19 protein-coding genes and 1 tRNA gene are annotated in these 18,909 nt (G+C 63.8%); 6 read left to right on the forward strand and 14 right to left on the reverse strand.

From position 1 onward, the window contains the following. Window positions 1-112: 112 nt before the first annotated feature. Window positions 113-1,153 (reverse strand): GTPase ObgE, encoded by a 1,041-nt coding sequence (obgE, locus tag IVA98_RS32980; RefSeq protein ID WP_247300045.1) that lies wholly within the window; start codon window positions 1,151-1,153, stop codon window positions 113-115. Between the two features lie 84 nt (window positions 1,154-1,237). Continuing rightward, the gene (locus tag IVA98_RS32985) at window positions 1,238-1,720 is read right to left on the reverse strand and encodes a MaoC family dehydratase (protein WP_247300046.1); all 483 of its coding nucleotides are present in this window, start codon (window positions 1,718-1,720) and stop codon (window positions 1,238-1,240) included. A gap of 123 nt (window positions 1,721-1,843) precedes the next feature. Here IVA98_RS32985 and IVA98_RS32990 point away from each other — a divergent pair, with 123 nt between their 5' ends. Then, window positions 1,844-2,758, forward strand: a complete 915-nt coding sequence (locus IVA98_RS32990; protein ID WP_247300048.1) for a DMT family transporter — start codon at window positions 1,844-1,846, stop codon at window positions 2,756-2,758. Window positions 2,759-2,807: 49 nt separating this feature from the next. Here IVA98_RS32990 and IVA98_RS32995 read toward each other — a convergent pair whose 3' ends face one another. The 3 genes from IVA98_RS32995 to rplU all read right to left on the reverse strand — a co-directional run bounded on the left by IVA98_RS32995 (window position 2,808) and on the right by rplU (window position 4,311). Next, entirely contained in the window at window positions 2,808-3,401 is a 594-nt protein-coding gene (locus tag IVA98_RS32995; RefSeq protein ID WP_247300049.1) for a GNAT family N-acetyltransferase, read from the reverse strand. Window positions 3,402-3,553: 152 nt separating this feature from the next. Next, a complete protein-coding gene (rpmA, locus tag IVA98_RS33000; protein WP_247300051.1) occupies window positions 3,554-3,823 on the reverse strand; it encodes a 50S ribosomal protein L27 in 270 nt (89 codons plus the stop codon). A 101-nt stretch (window positions 3,824-3,924) separates the two neighbouring features. Further along, window positions 3,925-4,311, reverse strand: coding sequence for a 50S ribosomal protein L21 (gene rplU, locus IVA98_RS33005; RefSeq protein WP_247279921.1), 387 nt, complete (start codon window positions 4,309-4,311; stop codon window positions 3,925-3,927). 333 nt (window positions 4,312-4,644) lie between these two features. Here rplU and IVA98_RS33010 point away from each other — a divergent pair, with 333 nt between their 5' ends. Further along, complete coding sequence (locus IVA98_RS33010) at window positions 4,645-5,769, forward strand: ROK family protein (protein ID WP_247300052.1); 1,125 nt, start codon at window positions 4,645-4,647, stop codon at window positions 5,767-5,769. 270 nt (window positions 5,770-6,039) lie between these two features. On the opposite strand, the gene IVA98_RS33015 is transcribed toward IVA98_RS33010, so the two are convergent. After that, a complete protein-coding gene (locus IVA98_RS33015) occupies window positions 6,040-6,903 on the reverse strand; it encodes an alpha/beta fold hydrolase (RefSeq protein ID WP_247300054.1) in 864 nt (287 codons plus the stop codon). A gap of 233 nt (window positions 6,904-7,136) precedes the next feature. On the opposite strand from IVA98_RS33015, the gene IVA98_RS33020 reads away from it, so the two are divergent. Beyond that, window positions 7,137-7,226 (forward strand) — tRNA-Ser (locus IVA98_RS33020). A gap of 456 nt (window positions 7,227-7,682) precedes the next feature. Here the strand turns inward: IVA98_RS33020 and IVA98_RS33025 are convergent. Next, on the reverse strand, window positions 7,683-9,050 hold the full coding sequence (locus IVA98_RS33025) for an aminotransferase-like domain-containing protein (protein WP_247304228.1): 1,368 nt from the start codon (window positions 9,048-9,050) through the stop codon (window positions 7,683-7,685). A 159-nt stretch (window positions 9,051-9,209) separates the two neighbouring features. Here IVA98_RS33025 and IVA98_RS33030 point away from each other — a divergent pair, with 159 nt between their 5' ends. After that, window positions 9,210-10,070, forward strand: a complete 861-nt coding sequence (locus tag IVA98_RS33030; protein ID WP_247304227.1) for a DMT family transporter — start codon at window positions 9,210-9,212, stop codon at window positions 10,068-10,070. A 10-nt stretch (window positions 10,071-10,080) separates the two neighbouring features. Here IVA98_RS33030 and IVA98_RS33035 read toward each other — a convergent pair whose 3' ends face one another. Continuing rightward, window positions 10,081-11,019 (reverse strand): LysR family transcriptional regulator, encoded by a 939-nt coding sequence (locus IVA98_RS33035; protein WP_247304225.1) that lies wholly within the window; start codon window positions 11,017-11,019, stop codon window positions 10,081-10,083. Window positions 11,020-11,109: 90 nt separating this feature from the next. Between IVA98_RS33035 and IVA98_RS33040 the strand changes: the two genes are divergently transcribed. Further along, window positions 11,110-11,964 carry an NAD(P)H-dependent oxidoreductase gene (locus IVA98_RS33040; protein ID WP_247335084.1) on the forward strand — a complete coding sequence of 285 codons (855 nt, stop codon included), beginning with the start codon at window positions 11,110-11,112 and terminating at the stop codon, window positions 11,962-11,964. Between the two features lie 83 nt (window positions 11,965-12,047). Here the strand turns inward: IVA98_RS33040 and IVA98_RS33045 are convergent, their stop codons facing one another. The 3 genes from IVA98_RS33045 to IVA98_RS33055 all read right to left on the reverse strand — a co-directional run bounded on the left by IVA98_RS33045 (window position 12,048) and on the right by IVA98_RS33055 (window position 15,511). Beyond that, window positions 12,048-13,256 (reverse strand): EAL domain-containing response regulator, encoded by a 1,209-nt coding sequence (locus IVA98_RS33045; protein ID WP_247304223.1) that lies wholly within the window; start codon window positions 13,254-13,256, stop codon window positions 12,048-12,050. A gap of 153 nt (window positions 13,257-13,409) precedes the next feature. Then, the gene (locus IVA98_RS33050; RefSeq protein WP_524536443.1) at window positions 13,410-13,943 is read right to left on the reverse strand and encodes a hypothetical protein; all 534 of its coding nucleotides are present in this window, start codon (window positions 13,941-13,943) and stop codon (window positions 13,410-13,412) included. Between the two features lie 404 nt (window positions 13,944-14,347). Further along, the gene (locus IVA98_RS33055; RefSeq protein WP_247304222.1) at window positions 14,348-15,511 is read right to left on the reverse strand and encodes a hypothetical protein; all 1,164 of its coding nucleotides are present in this window, start codon (window positions 15,509-15,511) and stop codon (window positions 14,348-14,350) included. Between the two features lie 335 nt (window positions 15,512-15,846). Between IVA98_RS33055 and IVA98_RS33060 the strand changes: the two genes are divergently transcribed. Then, a complete protein-coding gene (locus IVA98_RS33060) occupies window positions 15,847-16,470 on the forward strand; it encodes a helix-turn-helix domain-containing protein (RefSeq protein ID WP_247304221.1) in 624 nt (207 codons plus the stop codon). Between the two features lie 58 nt (window positions 16,471-16,528). Here the strand turns inward: IVA98_RS33060 and IVA98_RS33065 are convergent, their stop codons facing one another. The 3 genes from IVA98_RS33065 to IVA98_RS33075 form a co-directional block, all read right to left on the reverse strand. Then, the gene (locus IVA98_RS33065) at window positions 16,529-16,777 is read right to left on the reverse strand and encodes a hypothetical protein (protein WP_247304220.1); all 249 of its coding nucleotides are present in this window, start codon (window positions 16,775-16,777) and stop codon (window positions 16,529-16,531) included. Window positions 16,778-16,978: 201 nt separating this feature from the next. Then, window positions 16,979-17,356, reverse strand: coding sequence for an Hpt domain-containing protein (locus tag IVA98_RS33070; protein WP_247304229.1), 378 nt, complete (start codon window positions 17,354-17,356; stop codon window positions 16,979-16,981). Between the two features lie 135 nt (window positions 17,357-17,491). Continuing rightward, window positions 17,492-18,205 (reverse strand): Crp/Fnr family transcriptional regulator, encoded by a 714-nt coding sequence (locus IVA98_RS33075; RefSeq protein ID WP_247304219.1) that lies wholly within the window; start codon window positions 18,203-18,205, stop codon window positions 17,492-17,494. Window positions 18,206-18,909: the final 704 nt, after the last annotated feature.

The raw sequence follows: 18,909 nt of genomic DNA on the forward strand, positions 1-18,909 counted from the left end.
GTGGCGGCCGTCCTCAAGAGAGCTTCGGCTACGCGCCGGGTGAGGAGGGGTCCGCTCTCTTGTCGGACGTTGGCCCGCTGCGCAGAGGTGTGGAGGGAGCGCGTCGCTCTCCTCAAGCCGACCACGGCTCCGCTTCGGCGGCGCTCTTGGCCTTGGCGGAGACCGGGTTCTCGCCGATCACGTCGGCCAGCGCGCGCAGCGCTTCCTTGACGCCCTGGCCGGTCACGGCGGACAGCAGCAGCGGCGTCTTCCTGGCGGCGCGCTTCAAGCGGTCCTTCTGCTTTTTCAATTCGTCCGGCTCGACCGCATCGATCTTGTTGAGCGCGACGATCTCGATCTTGTCCGTGAGCTGGCCGCCATAGGCATCGAGCTCGGTCCGCACCGTCTTGTAGGCCTTGCCGGCATGTTCGCAGGTTGCGTCGACAAGATGCAGCAGCACGCGGCAGCGTTCGACATGGCCGAGGAAGCGGTCGCCGAGACCGGCGCCTTCATGCGCGCCTTCGATCAGACCCGGAATGTCGGCCAGCACGAATTCGCGGCCGTCGGCATTCACGACACCGAGCTGCGGATGCAGCGTGGTGAAGGGATAGTCGGCGATCTTCGGCTTTGCTGCGCTGACCTTGCTGAGGAAGGTCGACTTGCCGGCATTGGGCAGGCCGACGAGTCCGGCATCCGCGATCAGTTTCAGCCGCAGCCAGATCCAGCGCTCCTCGCCCGGCTGGCCGGGATTGGCGTTGCGTGGCGCGCGGTTGGTCGAGGTCTTGAAATGCGCGTTGCCGAAGCCGCCATTGCCGCCCTCGGCTAGGACGAATCTTTCGCCGACCTTGGTGAAGTCGTGGATCAGCGTCTCGCGGTCTTCGTCGAAGATCTGCGTGCCCATCGGCACTTTCAGCACGATGTTCTTGCCGTTGGCGCCATGGCGGTCCGAGCCCGAGCCATTCTCACCCTTCTGGGCTTTAAAATGCTGCTGATAGCGGTAATCGATCAGCGTGTTGAGGCCATCGGCGACCTCGATAATGACATTGCCGCCGCGGCCGCCATTGCCTCCGGAGGGGCCGCCGAATTCGATGAACTTCTCGCGGCGGAACGCCACGCAGCCGTTCCCGCCGTCACCGGAGCGGATATAGACCTTTGCTTCGTCGAGGAATTTCATGGGCCATAGGTAGGCCAGCCGATCCCGCGCGGCAACCCGAACTTCTCCGTGAATCGGCCGAATTTCGGCGATTTTGCCCCGTGCTTAACCCGCTGGTCGCCGCCGGATCAGGAATTTCTGCGTGCCCTCCAGCACCAGCTCCTTGCGCTGGTTGAACACGGTGCTTCTGAGCGTCACGGCGCCGGTCGTGCGCCCCGGCACCAGCTCGGTGACTTCAAGCGCGGGATAGATGGTGTCGTCGGCGAACACGGGCTTGAGGAACCGGCTTGATTGCTCGAGGAAGCCGACGAGGGACTCCTCGACCATGAACGGAAACAGGCCGGCCCCGGGCGCGGTGTGGATCAAGGTCTGGAAGCCGTGGGCGAGCAGATGCGGCATGCCGCGGCTGCGGCAATATTCCACGTCGTAGTGCACCGGATGAGTGTCGCCGCTCGCGGTCTGGAACGCTGCGAACACGGCGGACGTCTGGGTGCGGCTGGGCAGCACGAAGCGTTCGCCGACGACGAAATCTTCAAACCAGCGTTGTGTGGGGATCATGCGGTGCTGGGAGGGATCGAAGTCGGTCATGCGCTGCACCATTCGGAACGGACTCGGTGCATGATGCGTATCGCGCTCCGCGCAGTGCGACAATGCGTTCAATTCACCAGAGGTGGACTTGTCCGGCGCGCCCACGCGATTAAAACGACGCATATGCCCTTCTTCAAGTCTCTCTCCGCCTATGACGACCGCTCGGCACGGCTCGCCGGCATCGCCTTGATGGTGCTGTCGATCTTCCTGTTCTCGTTCGGCGACGCCATGGGCAAGTTCCTGGTCGGCACCTATTCGGTGGGGCAGCTTTTGTTCCTGCGCGCCTGCGCGGCGCTGCTCTTGCTGTCGCCGCTGATCTGGCGGCAGCGTCGCCAATTCTTGGAGCTGGAGCGGCCGCGGTTGCAGCTGTTTCGCGTCGTGCTGTCGACGCTGGAGGTGGCCGCCTTCTTCCTCGCGACCGTCTATCTGCCGCTCGCCGACGTCATCACTTATTATCTGGCCGGCCCCATCTTCGTCACCGCGATGTCGGCGGTCTTTCTGGGCGAGCGGGTCGGCTGGCGGCGCTGGACCGCGATCCTGATCGGTTTCTGCGGCGTCTTGATCGCGCTGCGGCCATCCGCGCAGACCGTCAGCCTGCCGGCGCTGATCGCGCTCGGCGGCAGCCTGTCGTTTGCGACGCTGATGCTGATCACGCGCAGCCTGCGCAAGACGCCTGACATCGTGATGGCGTCCTCGCAATTCATCGGCACGTTTTCGCTGGGGGCCGTGCTCTCTGCATTTCACTGGGTGCCGCCGACATCGGGGAGCCTCGTGATCTTCGCATTGGCGGGATGCGTCTCGGTCACCGCGCTGTTCTGCGTCAACCGCTCGCTCAAGCTCGCGCCGGCCAGCGTCGTGGTGCCCTACCAATATTCGATGATCGTCTGGGCTGTGATCTTCGGCTTCGTCGTGTTCGGCGACGTGCCTGAGGTCGCGACACTCCTCGGCGCAGCCATCATCATCGGCGCCGGGTTCTATATCTACTTGCGAGAGCGCGATCTCGGGCGTGAAAGCGCAGAAGTGAATCCGCCGGCGTGATCCCCACCCTCCTCCTCAAGCGCCCTCAAGGGGGAGGGTGATTCGCGCACTACCTCATCCGCCTTGCGCTGCTCCAGCTCTTCAGCGACGCCCACACGCCGCGCGACAGGCGGAAGCAATCGACGGGCGTGGACGATCCCAGCGCCAGGAAGCGGTGCAGCTGGACGCCGCTCCACTGGAAGCCACACTTCTCCAGTACCTTGCGCGAGGCCGGGTTGGTGACGCGCGCGCCGGCATAGAGCTGGTCGTCCTCGAACTCCTCGAAGAAGAAGTCGATCGCGCCGCGCGCGGCCTCGGTCGCAAAGCCCTGGCCCCAATGCTCGACGCCGAGCCAGTAGCCGAGCTCGGCATTGTCGGGTGTGGAGCAGTCGATGCCGACCATGCCGATCGGCCCAGAATCGTGCTCGATCAGGAATACGGTCTCGCTGCCGAGCGCGGCGGTGGCGCGGATGAATTCGACAGCGTCATCCTGCGAATAGGGATGCGGGAGGCGGCGGGTGTTTTCTGCGATGCGGCGGTCGTTGGCGAGCCGCGCGATGGTCCTGACGTCGGCCAGTGTCGGCCGCCGCAAGGTCAGCCGCTCGGTGGCGACGACGGTCGGTCTCGCCTCCTGCAAGGTCACGCTCGAGAAATCCTGCAACATGTCCGGCTCCTGGAAAGTCACTAATTCCAAAGTGAGTAAGTCAAAGAAAAGGGGAGGCCGGTTTCCCGCCTCCCCTGGAGCCTTCGATCACTTGATCTTTAGGACTCCGCCGGTTTGGTCAGGACCCGGCGGACTCCAATTTGGTCCACCGTCTATTCAGCCGCCTCAGCGATCGGGAGCACCGATACGAAGGTGCGGCCGTTGGCTTTGGCCTGGAACGCAACACGACCTTCGACCTTGGCGAACAAAGTGTGGTCCGTGCCCATGCCGACATTAAGGCCGGGGTGCCAGGTGGTGCCGCGCTGACGCGCAATGATGTTGCCAGGGGTGACGAACTCCCCGCCGAACGCCTTGATGCCGAGGCGCTTGCCCTTCGAATCGCGTCCGTTACGCGATGAACCGCCTGCTTTTTTGTGAGCCATGGCTCGTCTCCGAAATCCTACGTATGTCTAGATCAATTCCTTGACGGAATCATTTCACGATTTCTCACGCATCAATTCGTGAATTGGCGTGATCAAATCTTTTATTCGGCGGCTTCCTGTGCGGACTCCTTGGCCACCTTCTCCTTCTTCGGACGCGGGCCCTTGGTGGGCTTGGCGCCGTCCGTCAGGATCTCGCTGACGCGCAGCACCGTGATCTCGTCGCGGTAGCCGCGCTTGCGGCGCGAGTTCTTGCGGCGGCGCTTCTTGAACGCGATGACCTTTGGTCCGCGCTTGTGGTCGAGCACCTCGACCGCAACGGACGCGCCTGCGACCGTCGGGACGCCCAGGACCGGCGTGTCGCCGCCGACCACCAGAACGTCATTCAGCTGCACGATCGAGCCGACTTCGCCTTCGATCTTGCCTACTTCGAGAACATCATCCGGCACGACGCGGTATTGCTTGCCGCCGGTTTTGATGACTGCGAACATCGTTTTTTCCTTCGTGTTCAATCCCGGCCTCGCGACGAGACGCGTCGGGGCCGGCTTTTTGTCAGTCGCTACGGGTTTATGCGAGTTTTGTGCGGGTGGGACTTATCCCCTTGAAAACCCACGCAAAAACAAGCGGCGCGAGAAACGCCCCGCGCCGGTTGTGGGACTTATAGCCGCCGGACGCCACAAGTCAAGGAAAACCGCCGAAAACGGCCAGAATTGAAGGATTTTGGGCCCATTGCGGTGCGTGGGCTGAATCTGCGTCCGGCTTGCAACCAACGAGTTCCCTCCCCGTTGTGTCCTCGCAAATCGGACACGCGGGCAAGGGCTATCATGGCAACAGACGAGCTGGTCAAGACGACGGGTATCGCCCAGCATGGGGCGAGCCGCCTGCCGTCGGTCGACGTCGACAGCTTCAACATCGAGATCAAGGACGACGAGGGCTTTCTGGGCGATCGCGCCAGCAAGGGCGCGTTTCGCGAGATCCTCGAAGAATGGCGCAAACCGCTTCGCAAGAGCGGCGAGGATCCCTTCGGCGACGAGCCGTCCGACAAGATCAGCAAGAAGGCCCTCGATGCCGTTCTGGTCGGCGACGATACCGAGGCCACGGCCGTCGTGCACAGCGCGATCGAGGATTTCGCGCAGGAGCTCGCCTACGTGACGCGGCGGTTCCTCAAGACCAAGGCCTGGGCCAAGACCGAGTGCATCGTGGTCGGCGGCGGCTTTCGTGCGAGCCGACTCGGCGAAATCGCCATTGCCCGGGCCGAGATCATCCTCAAGTCGGAAGGCTTCAAGGTCGATCTGGTGCCGATCCGCTTCGATCCTGATGATGCCGGGTTGATTGGAGCCCTGCACCTTGCCCCGTCCTGGATTTTCGAGGCCTATGACAGCATCCTCGCGGTCGATATCGGCGGCACCAACATCCGCTGCGGCATCGTTGAGACGCGCTGGAAGAAGGCGCCCGATCTGTCCAAGGCCGTCGTCTTCAAATCCGATCTGTGGCGCCATGCCGATGATGAGCCGAGCCGCGAGGCCGCGGTGAAGCGGCTCGTCAAGATGCTCGAAGGCCTCATCGAGGATGCCGAAGCCGAAGGCTTCAAGCTCGCGCCGTTCATCGGCATCGCCTGTCCCGGCGTGATCAACGCGGACGGCTCCATCGAGAAGGGCGCGCAGAACCTCCCGGGCAATTGGGAGAGCAGCAAGTTCAACCTGCCGGCGAGCCTCACCGAAGCCATCCCGCAGATCGGCGAGCACGACACCGCGATCCTGATGCACAATGACGGCGTGGTTCAGGGCCTTTCGGAAGTACCGTTCATGCAGGACGTCGACCGCTGGGGCGTCCTCACCATCGGCACCGGGCTCGGCAATGCGCGCTTCACCAACCGCCGCAAGGACAACGGTAATGGCAAAGACCGGGATTCCACGGAGAACGGGAAGAAAAAGGGCAAGGACAACTAGCTAGCGTTTTCGAGCGAAGTGGACACCGGTTCGCGTCAAGAAAACGCGTCCAACAAGGATCTGGAGCTCGCTTTCGGGCTCCGGGGTAACCTTGACTGGCAAGGTTAAGGGGCGGATTGCATTGCGCCATGCCGGCTGCGCGCTACCGTCGAACCGTCGCTTCACTCGGCCGGCGAAGCCGCCCTTCCTGGCCAGTATTTCAATGAGCGGCATCGGGACCGCCAGTGTTTACCGCGTCTGGCGGTCCCACCCCGTTTTTGGACCCGGGCCTCAATTCCAGCCGATGCGCTGAAAGAACGCCGCGATCTCCGCGGCCGCGCGATCCGGATCTTCCCGATGCGGGAAGTGCCCGACGTCCGGAAACATCGCCAGATCGAGCTCGCTGAAGGTTTCCCTGAGCCGATCGGTCCAGGCATAGGGAAACAGCGGGTCGTGCTCGGCCCAGCGCACGCAGGTCGGCACATTGATCGGCGGCAGGCGTGGCGCCTCACCCTTCATCATCGCGATGCGCCCGGCATGCGAGGCGCGATAATGCGCAAAGCCGCCGGCGAGATTGCCGTCTTTGAGGAAGTTGTCGGCGAAGGCGTCGAGCACGTCGTCGAAAGCATTCTTCCGGTGCGCCCAGCCTTCCAGGAAATGGCTGATATAGAGCCAGCAGGTCTCGCGGCTGGCGCCGACGAGGCTGGGTGCTATCTCCATCTGGTGAAAGGACTGGTACCAGATGTGGTTGAGCCGGTCGGGCGCCGCCATGCGCGGCCCGATGCCGGGATAGACAAAATCGAAGAAGAGCAGCCCGGCAAGCCGCGTCGGTGCCTGCCGGGCCAGGGGCTGCATCACGGCGCCACCGACGTCATGACCCGCGACGCCGAATCGCTCGATGCCGAGTCGGTCCATCAGCGCCAGCATGTCCGCCGCATGGCCATCCGGCCCGTAAGGGCCGTCAGGCTTGTCGCTGTCACCGAAGCCGCGCAAATCGGGCGCGATCAGCGTGAAGCGGTCCGAAAGCCGCATCATCACCGGCTCCCAGGTCAGCCAGAATTCCGGCCAACCATGCAGCAAAAGCAGCGGTTGGCCCCGCCCGGTGCGGACCAGGTGGAAATTGGCGCCATTGGCGGGGACGGTCAGATGCTCCACGGCGGTTCCTTTCGGAATGCAGCGGCGTTTTCGAGCGAAGTGGACGCCGGTTCGCGTCAAGAAAACGCGTCAAAACAAGAATCTAGAGCTCCGTTCGATTCCCCGGAGCGGAGCTCGAGGTCAAGGGATGAAACAGGCGGCGGATTTTCGCCTTTCGCGCCTTGTCTGGCCGGCCATCCTCGCCTATTACACGCCCGACCACAGGGGGTTCCTACCTCTTATCGGCACCTTCAGGAGAGGTGGCAGAGTGGTTGAATGCACCGCACTCGAAATGCGGCATAGGTGCAAGCCTATCGGGGGTTCGAATCCCTCCCTCTCCGCCATTTCAGCGACGTCGGAGCGTACCGGTCGAGGAATTCCGCGAGCGGATTTGGTCACGCCAATGAAGATCGGGCCGCGGCCTGACAAACGGCTGCGAAAGAACCAGCGCATGCGCGGTTTTGCCGTCCGGACGATCGCCTTCTACGGTCCTGACAACACGTTCGCTTCCAAGGTTGCTGTCTCTCCTGTATCCGGGCTGAAGGAGCCGAGCCTGAGTTGCGCCGTTTGCTTTCGAATCCGCAGATGTGCGGTCGGATAAGACCAGGCTTGCGGAAATTGTCGGTTTTCTTAAGCGGCATTCGGTGCGCATCGATAGCGGTGGTCGACGGAATTATCGGTTGCCCGCACGAAGAAGGTGTATTGATTCCGAGAGAGAGTCCTGTCCGCGCTGTCGATGTTGGAGGGGCAGGGATCGCTGGACGGGCGAAGTGATCCTGACTGTCACGGGGCTGCCCAAGTCACGCCGCGCCACCCGCCTTTAACGCCCGCCGCATCACATCCCATACTCGCGCATCGCTCATCTGCGCTACGTTGAACCGCATGAAGTGCGACGCCGTCTGCGACACGCTGAAGACGTTGCCGGGTGCCAGCACCACATCCGCTTCGAGAGCCGCGCGTGCAACTGCCGTAGCATCCTGGCTGTCCCGGAGACGGCACCATAGGAAGAAGCCGCCGCGCGGCATCAGCCATGGCTCGATGCCGAGCGCCTGAAGCTTGCGCGCGACGTCGCGCCGGGCGCGCATGAGCTTTTGCCTGAGCTCGTCCATGTGCTTGCGATAGCTGCCGCCGGCCAGCACCGTTGCGATGACCTGTGTCGCGACCGGGCTCGGGCCGCCAAAGCTGGTTGCGACCTGGAGGTCAACGAGTTGCTCGATCCAGTCGGCTCGCCCTGCGATGTAGCCGCAGCGCACCGAGGCCGAGAGTGTTTTGGAGAAGCTGCCGGTGCGGATCACGCGATTGAGACCGTCCAGCGCAGCAAGGCGCGGCGAGCGTTCCGGCTCGAAGTCGCCGAAAATGTCGTCCTCGATGATGGTGAGGTCGTGCGCGGTGGCCGCGGTCAAAAGCCGATGCGCGGTCGGAAGCGACAGCGTCGCGCCGGTCGGATTGTGGAGCGTTGAATTGGTGATGTAGAGCCGCGGCCGCTCGCTGGCGAGGATCTGCTCGAAGCTTGCAACATCAGGCCCCGATGACGTGTAGGGCACGCCGACGATTTTTGCCTGATGCGCCCGCAGCAAGGCGCGAAAATTGAAGTAGCAGGGATCGTCCACCAGCACGGTGTCGCCGGGATGGAGCAGGAAGCGGCAGACGAGATCGGTGCCTTGCGTGCCTGAACCCGTCAGCATGAGCTGGTCGACCGACGCCTCGATCGCGTCTTCCGCGAGGCGCGCAAGCAACAGCCGGCGGAGCGCAGGGGAGCCGCGCGTGCTGCCATAATCCGTCAACAGGCTCTCGTCGGCGCGCGCGAGTGCGCGGATGGCGCGTCGCAGCGCTGCCTCGGGCATCCACTCCGGCGGCAGCCAGCCGCAGCCGGGCTTCAGCACCGTCGTGTCCACATCGAGCGACTGCCGCGAGACCCAGAACGGATCGACTTCCCGGTCGCGGCGCGGCTCGGCCTCGGTCAATGCGAGCGGCGGCATGATTGCCGGCGAGACGTAAAAGCCCGAGCCGCGGCGGGCGCGGATCAACCCTTCCGCAGCCAGACGGTCGTAGGCTTCGACGACGGTCGAAGGCGAAACCCGCATTGTCGCGGCAAGGCTGCGGATCGACGGCAAGCGGTCGCCGGCACCGAGCGCGCGGCCCGCGACCTTGGCACGAATCGCGCTCATCACGTCTGCGGTCCGCGTTCCGTTGCGCCCTCTCGCTGATGCGTCGTTGTCCAAGTGTATAGTCTTCCGTATCCATACAGTTTTGCCAGATTGTACTGAACTGTCGCTGGCCTTGTCATCTGCGATGCGCCAGGATTGCGAGCCAAAAGCGAGACAGGAATGCAATCTTCCGGCAGCGGCTGGGGCAATGGGCTTCTCGGCGTCATCATCTTCAGCGGCTCGCTGCCGGCGACCCGCGTGGCAGTCGGCGGCTTCTCGGCGCTGTTCTTGACGTCCGCGCGCGCGCTCATTGCGGCGTTGATAGGCCTGGCCGTGCTCGGCTTGCTCCGTCAGGCGCGGCCGACGAGGCAGGATCTCGCCTCGCTCGCCATCGTCGCCATCGGTGTCGTGGTCGGCTTTCCCTTGCTGACCGCGCTCGCGCTCCAGCACATCACCTCGGCGCATTCGATCGTCTTCATCGGCCTCCTGCCGCTATCGACCGCGATCTTCGGCGTATTGCGCGGCGGTGAGCGGCCGCAGCCGCTGTTCTGGCTGTTCGCCGTCCTCGGCAGTGCGACCGTGGCGGGCTTTGCACTGTCGAACGACGGCTCAAGCTCGCTGACCGGGGATCTTCTGATGGTGGCCGCGATCATCTTGTGCGGCCTCGGCTATGCCGAAGGCGCCGCGCTGTCGCGCCGCCTCGGCGGCTGGCAGGTGATCTCCTGGGCGCTGCTGCTCGCGCTGCCGCTGATGGTGCCCGTCGTGATTTGGACCTGGCCACCGACATGGAGCGGCGTCAGCGCGCCCGCCTGGGTCGGGCTTGCCTACGTCTCGGTCTTCAGCATGTTCGTCGGATTCATCTTCTGGTATCGCGGGCTCGCGCTCGGCGGCATCGCCCGCGTCGGCCAGTTGCAGCAACTCCAGCCATTCTTCGGTCTCGCGCTCGCCGGCCTGTTGCTGCACGAGCCGGTTGCCTGGAACATGATCGCCGCGACCGTCCTCGTGGTCGTTTGCGTCTTTTTCGCGCGGCGGTTTGCGTGACGATGGCCGGCTAGTCCTGCCTTCTGCCCGGCGATTTTTCGATCCCGGGGATTTGCGCGATCTGCTCGGCGAGAAAATCGACCAGCAGCCGCACCCGCGCGACGCCGGACCGCTCCGGCACGATCAGCATGTTCAGTGGAACGGGAGGCGGCGAATAGTCCGCAAGCACGCGTTCGAGTCTGCCGGTCGCGAGAAGGTCGCCGACGAGCCAAAGATGTGCGGGTGCAATCCCGCGGCCCGCCGCGAGCGCTTCTCGCGCGGCAAGTCCGTGATCGACGCGCAACCGTCCGGCGAACGGGACCGCATGGCGGCCGCCACGACGTCCTTGCAGGACAAGCACATCGCTGCCGGCGATGTTGGACATCCTGATGGCCTGATGATAGGCGAGGTCTTGCGGACGCGCGGGCCTGCCACGCTCGGCAAGATAGGTCGGTGCGGCGACAAGCACCCGCCGCGACTGTCCCAGGGACTTGAGCTTCATCGAACTCTCGGCAAGCGGCCCCAGACGGAGTGCGACGTCGACACCTTCCCTCACAAGGTCGATCCGTTCGTCGGTCAGGCTGAGATCCACCGACACGTCCGGATAACGGTCCTGGAACGCGAGGATGAAACGGCTGACGTGCAGCACGCCGAAGGCCGCAGTGCAGGATATCCGTACCATTCCAGCGGGCGCATCGCGCGTGCTGCGCGCCTCGTCGCCGGCGTGCTCGACCAGGCGCAGGATCTGCACGCAGTCGGCATAGTAGCGGCGCCCCTCCTCTGTCATCGTCACCCTGCGCGTGGTCCTGGTGAGCAGCGGCACGCCGACGGCTTGCTCCAGTTCGCGGATGTGCCGTGTCACCGTGGATTGGCCCAAATCAAGCTCGCGCGCGACGGCCGACAGGTTTCCGCGCTCGGCGACCCGCACGAAGCTGCGCATGCGCTCGAGCGTGACCTCCGATTTATCCATTTTCCGGCACAATTCTATCCATTGCCGACATCTACCGGTTTGCAGCCCGCCGCGCTAGCTGCGGGACATCGTCAACGAATGGTGCTGATCATGAAAGTGTTGATTGTTTTTGCGCATCCCGAACAGCGTTCGCTCAATGGCTCGCTCCGGGATGTTGCCGCCAGAGAGCTCGAGGCCCAGGGCCATGAGGTGCGGGTGACGGACCTCTATGCCCAAGGCTGGAAATCGGAGGTCGATCGCGCCGACTTCCCGTCGCTGCCGGCGGACGCGCGGCTGGCGCCCGCCGCTGCATCCAAGCAGGCCTTCGAGGCTGGTACACTCACTCCTGACGTCAAGCGCGAGATCGAGAAGCTGCTGTGGGCGGACGCGCTGATTCTGCAATTCCCGCTGTGGTGGTTCAGCATGCCGGCGATCCTCAAGGGCTGGGTCGACCGCGTGTTCGCCTATGGCTTCGCGTATGGCGTCGGCGAGCACAGCGACAAGCGGTGGGGGGACCGCTACGGCGAGGGCACGCTAGCGGGCAAGCGCGCGATGCTGATCGTGACGGCCGGCGGCTGGCAGGAGCATTATTCGGCCCGGGGGATCAATGGGCCGATCGAGGATCTGCTGTTTCCGATCAATCACGGCATCCTCTATTACCCCGGCTATGACGTCCTGCCGCCGTTCGTTGTCTACAAGGCCGACAAGCTCGGCGAAGCCGGTTTCGAAGCGATCGCCGAACGTTTGCGCGAGAGGATGAGAACGCTTGCGACGGCCTCGCCCATTCCCTATCGGCGCCAAAACGGCGGCGATTACCTGATTCCGAGCATGCAGCTGCGCGCCGGGCTCGAGCCTCCCGAGGCGAACGGTTTCGCGCTTCACCTCGAGCGAGCCGAGGCGCGCGTCTCGCGTGGTGAGCCGGGCGCCGTGCAGTCGCCGACCGATATCAGCGCCGCAATAGCGTAAGTGCCCTGCCAGGCAGACCGGCGAACGCGCGCGAGCTTGACGATTCTCGCGCGTCTCCAGCGACGTACGAGCCGCGAACGAGCTCACTCCATCACCGTTTTCGTCAGCGTCGAGCGGGCGAACTTCTTCAGCGGCATCGGCTTGCCGAACAGAAAGCCCTGCACGAGATCGAAGCCGAGCTCGTTCGCGGCGACGAGGTCGGTGCGGCTCTCGACGCCCTCGGCGACCACGCGCGCGCCGTAGCCCTGCGCGAGCTCGACGATGTGACGGCACACCGTGCGCTTCAGCCGGTCATTGCCGCTGCCGGTGACGAAATGCCGGTCCGCCTTCAGCATGACGAAGGGAATCTTGTCGAGGCCCATCAGCGCCGGCCAGTCGGCGCCGAGATTGTCCACGGCGAGGCCGATATTGTGCAGACCCACCTCGCGCGCGATCTCCGTCAGGTGGTCGAGATCGCGGGTCGCCTCTTGGCTGTCGATTTCGATCGTCAAGCCGCCGAAGGCCGGATGCGTCGGCATGCGGCGACAGAGATCGCGCACCGCCTGCGGCTCCTTCAGGTAGGACGCCGGCAGGTTGATCGAGAGATCGACCGGACTCTGCTGCTCCAGCAGATAGTGCCAGTCCTGCATGGCGCGCTCGATCACGAATTCCGAGAGGTCACGCAGATGCGGATCGTGCTCCTCGGGAATGAAATAGGCCGGCGGCACGACGCCCCAGGTGGGATGGCGCATTCGCACCAGCGCCTCGGCGCCGCTGCGGATCAGCGTGCGGGCGTCGATCTTGGGCTGGTACCAGAGCTCCAGCCAGCCGGCATGCAAGGCCTCGCCGACATGTACGGCCGGGCTCGGCGCCGGCTCCTCCGGCAGCAGCATCGCGACACGCTCGCGCAGCGTCTCCGCGGCAAAAGGCGTGGTCAGCGGCGGCAGCATCGCAAGGCCATATTCCTCGCCGACCTGCCGCACGGCCCTGACGATGATCGATTCGCGGGCGCCGACCGCGAGAACCTTCCCCGCAAATGCCTCGCGCACCAAAATCTCCAGGAATCTTCCCGGCTCGATGCCATCGGTGGCGACGCCGAGCAGGATCAGGTCCGGCAATTCGGTGGCGAGCACGGTTTGCAGCTCGTCCGCGCTGGCGCATTCGCTGGTGACGAAGCCCAGATCCTCGAGCACCTCACTGAGGAACGCACGCAAGTGGCGCTTGCTGTCGGCCACGCAGGCGCGCGGCGTCACCTTTCGCCGTCCGAAGGTCACAGGCCTTCGTCCGACGAGTTCAATAATCCCATCGTTCATCTCATACCACTCCCGTTCCGTGACAGTTTCATAAACGGCGAGCGTGGGTTCAAATAAGGAGAGCTTCACATCGTTGTTGAATTATCTGAGTAACGTTAAGCGCTGCAATTCGAGCTAATTTGTCGACAGAATCTTCGAAAAGAATTTGCATACTCAGGCACCGCACGGACAACGACAGCCAGCGCATGCTAAATTTCTCCCGCGCGATCGATCGAAGCGCGGCTCGCCGATGCCACGCATCGAGCGATGCGGTTGCGTAGCCGTTTGCTGCAATGACAGGGCGATTAGAGAATTAATTTCCGGCGGCTTTTTCGTGTTGGGCCATGCCACCGCCTTGTAGTCATAGGTCGGATGGAATTCGGTGCGGTAAGGGCCCCATGCCGTGTCCTCGATCACGCGGTTGACCTCGCGCAGCCGCGACGCCGGCAGGCGCAGCGTGATCACCTGGCCAATGCCCATCATCACATACCAGCTCAAGACCTCGACGCCGGGCGGCGGAAACGCCTTGTAGAAGCCCTGCTTTTCGAGTTGCGTATTCAGCTCGCGCAGCGGCCGGGATTGATCGTGCTTGAAGAAGACGGTCAGCAGCACCGCGTTGTCGGCGGTCGGCACAGCATCGCCTTGCGGCGTCGTTTGCGCCATCGTCGTCGATGTGAGCGCGAGCGCACTCACGAGCAACGTCACCATCGTCAGGATCCGTCGGTGCGATCTCATCGGGACCTCCTTGCGGTTTGTTCTTTCACTGCATCGGAGGATAGGAGGGACAGCTGCGGCCGCGGAACTCATTTTCGCGCGATACGGGCATGTTCCACCTTCGCTCGTGACGGTTCTGCGACGATGCGTCCCGTCCCTCGGCACAAATGTGAAACACATCACATGCGCATTGCCGCGCCTGCGCTATTGCTCCGCCCAGCCGGTGGTGGGCTGTCGAGGAGTGCAGCAATGACGATGCGGCGAATGATGTATTGGTGGTTCAGGTTCGTGCTGTCGGGCCGATTTCTCGATCGCTTCCTGTGCCTGCCGCGCGCGCATTAGGACATGATCGCTCACCGATAACGCGAAAGTCCCTCGCGCTTGATGACTGACCGATATCAGGTCTGCCCGATCAATTTGCGAAACGCCGCCGCGCCGTCCTGCATGGCGTCGCGTCCCTTCCAGGCCAGATAGGTCAGCTTGCCACCCAGGGTATCGTGGCTGCGCAGCCGGCGCGATCCGAGAATGTGACCGACATTGGCGGGGAAGCGGCTGACCTCGGCGGACACCAGCGCCGCAATCGCGTCCATCAATTGCTGGAGGCGGATGCCCCAATCGCAATGTTCGATGCCATCGATGCGGACCTTGAGCGCGTATTCGGTGTCGTAGATCTCGGCGAGCAGGTCGCGGGCGACCAGCACGCGATTGTGCCGGAGCGCGACCCGAAGAGCGAGGCGCTTGTCGTCGAGACGGTCGAGCACCATGGGGACGACGCAGGCATAAGGCGCGGCGGCGACGTCTGCGGCGGTCTTGCTAGCGGCGGCCTTGGTGGCGAGGCGTACCAATTGCCAGGGCGTCTTCAGCCGCCTTGCCACCAGTGTCAGCGCGAAGGGCATCGCGCGGGGATGGGACTTCCTGAAGGCGTCAAGTTGCAAGGTGATCTGGGCCACCTGGTTGTCATCGAACTTCGCGATCCGTTCGGGCAGCTTTTCGTTGAATTTCGGCAGCGCGTCGCCGGCGCGCAGCACGTCCAGCATCTTCATCACGTCGTCGAAGGCGGTGCGCGATGCGGTGTACTGCGCGAGCTTGGCGCGTGCGAGCTGGGCGCTCTCCGCCGACGCCAGGGTGCTCTCGAGGACCTTGAGGACCTTGGTCTGGAAGGTCGACGCGATTTTCTGCACTTCCTTCGGGTTGTTGGCGGCAACCTGGTCGTTGATCGCCTTGATGTAGTCGCGGGCCATGGTCGGCAGCAGGTCGCGGCAGATCCACTCCCAGATCGGGGTGAGGGTGTTGCGTGAGATCCGCCCCGCATTGGCGTGCTCGGGTGCGCCATCGATCAGGAGCAGCTCGAGCGGCGCGAAGAAATAGCGCGAGGGGCTGGTGGCGCGCGAATGGGCCGATCCGTCCTTGCGAAACTCGGCGCGCAAGCGGGACTGAATGTCGGCGGAGCCCGGCATGTCGATGCCACACAGCTCAAGCCGCTCGAGTTCGCTGAGCAGACAGCTCCGCGACATCGGCGTCAGCCTCTGCAAGAATTCCGACAGCCGATCGATCTCGTTCATGGCACGCAATCTTTCGCAGCGTCTCCCGCAGGCTTGCGGGCCCAATGCGTGGAGGCATTTGCGCGCTCTCAACCTCGCTTAGAGAAGCAAGTCGCCGTTAATTAATCCGTAAAATCCGGGGGACTGGCAGGAGCGGAGGTGCCGGTTGAGGGTTCTTCGCCCGCCTGCTCCAGAATCTGAGCCGAAATCTCAACCTCAGCGTGGCCGAGAGCGGCGCCGTGCAAGCATAAATTGTGCCGACGCCGCGGATTTAGCGCAAAGCTGCCGAAATCACCGTAGTCTTACGGAGCAAAAAGTTAATCACAGACCGGGCTCGGTTCCGCTAAACGAGTGACATGGCGTCACAGAATGATACGGCCACTGATTCGCGGCCGTCGGAATGGTACGAACGCAGCGCTGCTCCAGCTGAAGAGCTCGATTTCGTCCGCCTGAACGCCGTCCGTGCCAAGGCCGCCGACGACATGGCCGCCGCCATTGCCCGCGAGCTCAACGGCCCCCTGACTGCGCTCCTGCTCTACATGGGCGAGATCAAGCATCATAGCGATCAGCTCGCGCCCGTCACCGGCGACCGCGCCTATTTGCAGCGCGTTGTCGAGAATGCGCTGGCGCAGACTGAGCGCGTTTGCGGCCTCGTCAAGCAGCTTGCCGGTCCTCACAAGGGCGGCCTGCCGATCCCATCCGGGACCGGGGACGCCGCAGCGCGGATCCCGCGCGTGCCGCTGCCGCAGCGCGTGCCCAGCGCCGAATTGATTGGCCTGTCGGGCCAGAAGCGGCTGACCAAGCGCGAGCGCGAGGTGCTGAGGCTGATCAGCGAAGGTTATTCGAACAAGCAGGGCGCGCTTCGGATGCAGATCAGCCCACGCACATTCGAAAGCCACCGCGCCGAGGCGATGCGCAAGCTCGGTGCGCGCAACACCGCGGACCTCGTCCGTGCGGCGCTGCTGCATTCGATCGATTGAGGTTGATGGTCGCTTTGTGCCCGGCCGGCGGCGCGGCCCGGGAGAACGCCGATCCCGCTCAGAAATAGTCTTCGGCGAAGGGGCGCGTGCGCGATACGGGCCGCAGCGGCTTGGGCTCGTCCTTCGGTGCGTTCGGGATGATCGTGATGGTCCAGCGGGGAGGGATGCTCGATTCTTGCTCGAGTACCGAGCGCACGAAGCCAGTCACCGTCGACCCGCCAGCGTTCACCGTCGCCATCCGGCCGTTGAACTGAGCGATGCGGAAGCGACGGACCTCCTTCTGGTCCGCAGTCTCGTAGGTGAACATGGAAACCCTCCTGGTTTCTCGCGACTATCGCCAGCTATGATTAGCCATCTGTGAAAATCCCAAGCCGTAGAAGTACGGCGGGAATGCACGCGCGGGTGGTTTACAGCGTTTTCGAGCGAAGTGGATGCCGGTGCGCGTCAAGAAAACGCGTCAAGCCAGGAGTAGAACGTCCGCTTCGATTCCATCGGAACGGAAATGGCTCTAGCCTTCCGGTTCCTGCGCGCGCGCCGCGGCGTAGGCGGCATCCATCAGGTCCAGGAGCTCGCAGAGTTCTGTGTCGTGAAGCGTCTGCGCGGACTTCTCCAGCCGCAGCGCCAGCGCCGCGAGCCTGGCATAGCCGAACGTGCCGGCCGTACTCTTCAACGAATGTGCTTCGCGCGCGAGCCTCGCCTGGTGCTGCTCGCCCGAGAGCGTGCGCAACAGTTGCAGGCGCGCGCAGGTCTCGCTCCAGAACACCGCAAGCACCTCGCGGGCCCCGATCTCGCCGATTTCGCGCACCAGCGTGGCGTAAGCATTCGGGTCGCGCGCGGGCGCGCCATCGAGCACATTCTGCGCTGGCGCGACGCTCACTTCAAACATGGCCAGGCCTGCCTCGATCACGATTCCATGCCGCGCGGGCCGGGATCGGTGCGAGGCTCGCCATGTCTACGGCATCCGGATTTCAGTTCCGGAAGCAGGACGACTCGTGTTTGCGGGCCGGCATTAGCCGTCGGTTTACCACGCGCGCCGGCCGAGCAGCCGGTCGTAATGCGCCTTCACGGTGGCGTAGCATTCGCACGCGGTCTGACGCAGGCCGTCCAGGTTCATGATCTGGATGTGTCCGCGGCTGTAGTGGATGAAATTGGCCTGCTGCAAGGTGTTGGCGACCAGCGACACGCTGTTGCGCCGCGCCCCTATCATCTGTGCCATGGCCTCCTGGGTCAGCAGCAGCCGGTAGTCGCCCGACAGGTCGTGGGTGTGCAGCAGGCATCGCGACAGCCGCGACTCCACCGAATGGGCGGCGTTGCAGCCTGCGGTCTGCTGGACCTGCGCGTAGACGGCAAGGCCGTGGCGCGTGAGCAAGGTCCGCAAGCTGCTGCTCTGGTCGGCCGCGCCGCGCAGCCGGTCGAGATCCATCATGGATGCGACCCCGGGGATCAGTACGACGGCCGTGTTCAGCGCGCATGCATCGCCCATCGTCGAGAGTGTCCCGAGCAGGCTGTCGCGGCCGATCATCGCGACCTGCACATGCTCGCCCTTGGCGAGCTTCACCACCAGCGAGATGACGCCGCGGTGAGGAAAATAGGCGCGCTTGAGGGTCTCGCCGGCCTCGACCAGCACCGCGTCATGGGGCAGATCGACCGCACGCAGGTGCGGGCGGATCAGCTCATAATCGTCTGCCGACAGCGCAGACAGGAAACCGTTGGATGGGCGCCCCGTCGTTTCCAAAGCTGCCTCCTCGCCTTCTGAACCATCGCTCCTTGTGCGAGTAAGTTCCAACATGTTCACGTTGGGCTATGTTAGCAATTGGGACAAGATGTCCGGCCTCGGCATGAGGACACGTCGTGCGGAAAGTAGACGTGCATCAGCGCGGCGCCCGCCGGCGCCGAGATCGACTCGTCCGCGCGGCTGGTTAGCGCGGAACGAGCCGCACCGGCCACGGGGTAACGGTTCGTTTACCGCAAACCCGAACTTTGCGGATCTCGGCAAAGCACGAAGCGGCCCTCGTGAGGTCGGGCGCGATCGCGCGCCGGCTCCATTCAATTTCACGCAGGCCGTGCCTATCGTCTTCACGGATAGAACTTTCTCGCGCGCGCCGTTGCGCCGTAATTGGCGCGTTTACCTCACGCCCTTTCCCCGTCGCGGTCCGGTGCCGGTTTTGCCGAAATGTGCCATGGCATGCCGCCGAACGGCAAACTTGTCTTCAATATCCGTATTAGCACGGAGGCTGAAATTAACGGGACCGTGAAAGGGGATGTCTAACGATCGAAAGAGGGCTTCCGTCGATTCCAAGCGCGGCTCAGCCGCGGAAGTCCAGCTCAGTAAGGCGTACCTCATGGATGATCTGTTGCGGGAGTTTTTGACGGAGACCAGCGAGAGCCTGGACACCGTCGACAATCAATTGGTGAAGTTCGAGCAGGAGCCGAACAACG

It is taken from the genome of Bradyrhizobium sp. 160 (assembly GCF_023073735.1).
In the GTDB taxonomy this organism is placed as follows: domain Bacteria; phylum Pseudomonadota; class Alphaproteobacteria; order Rhizobiales; family Xanthobacteraceae; genus Bradyrhizobium.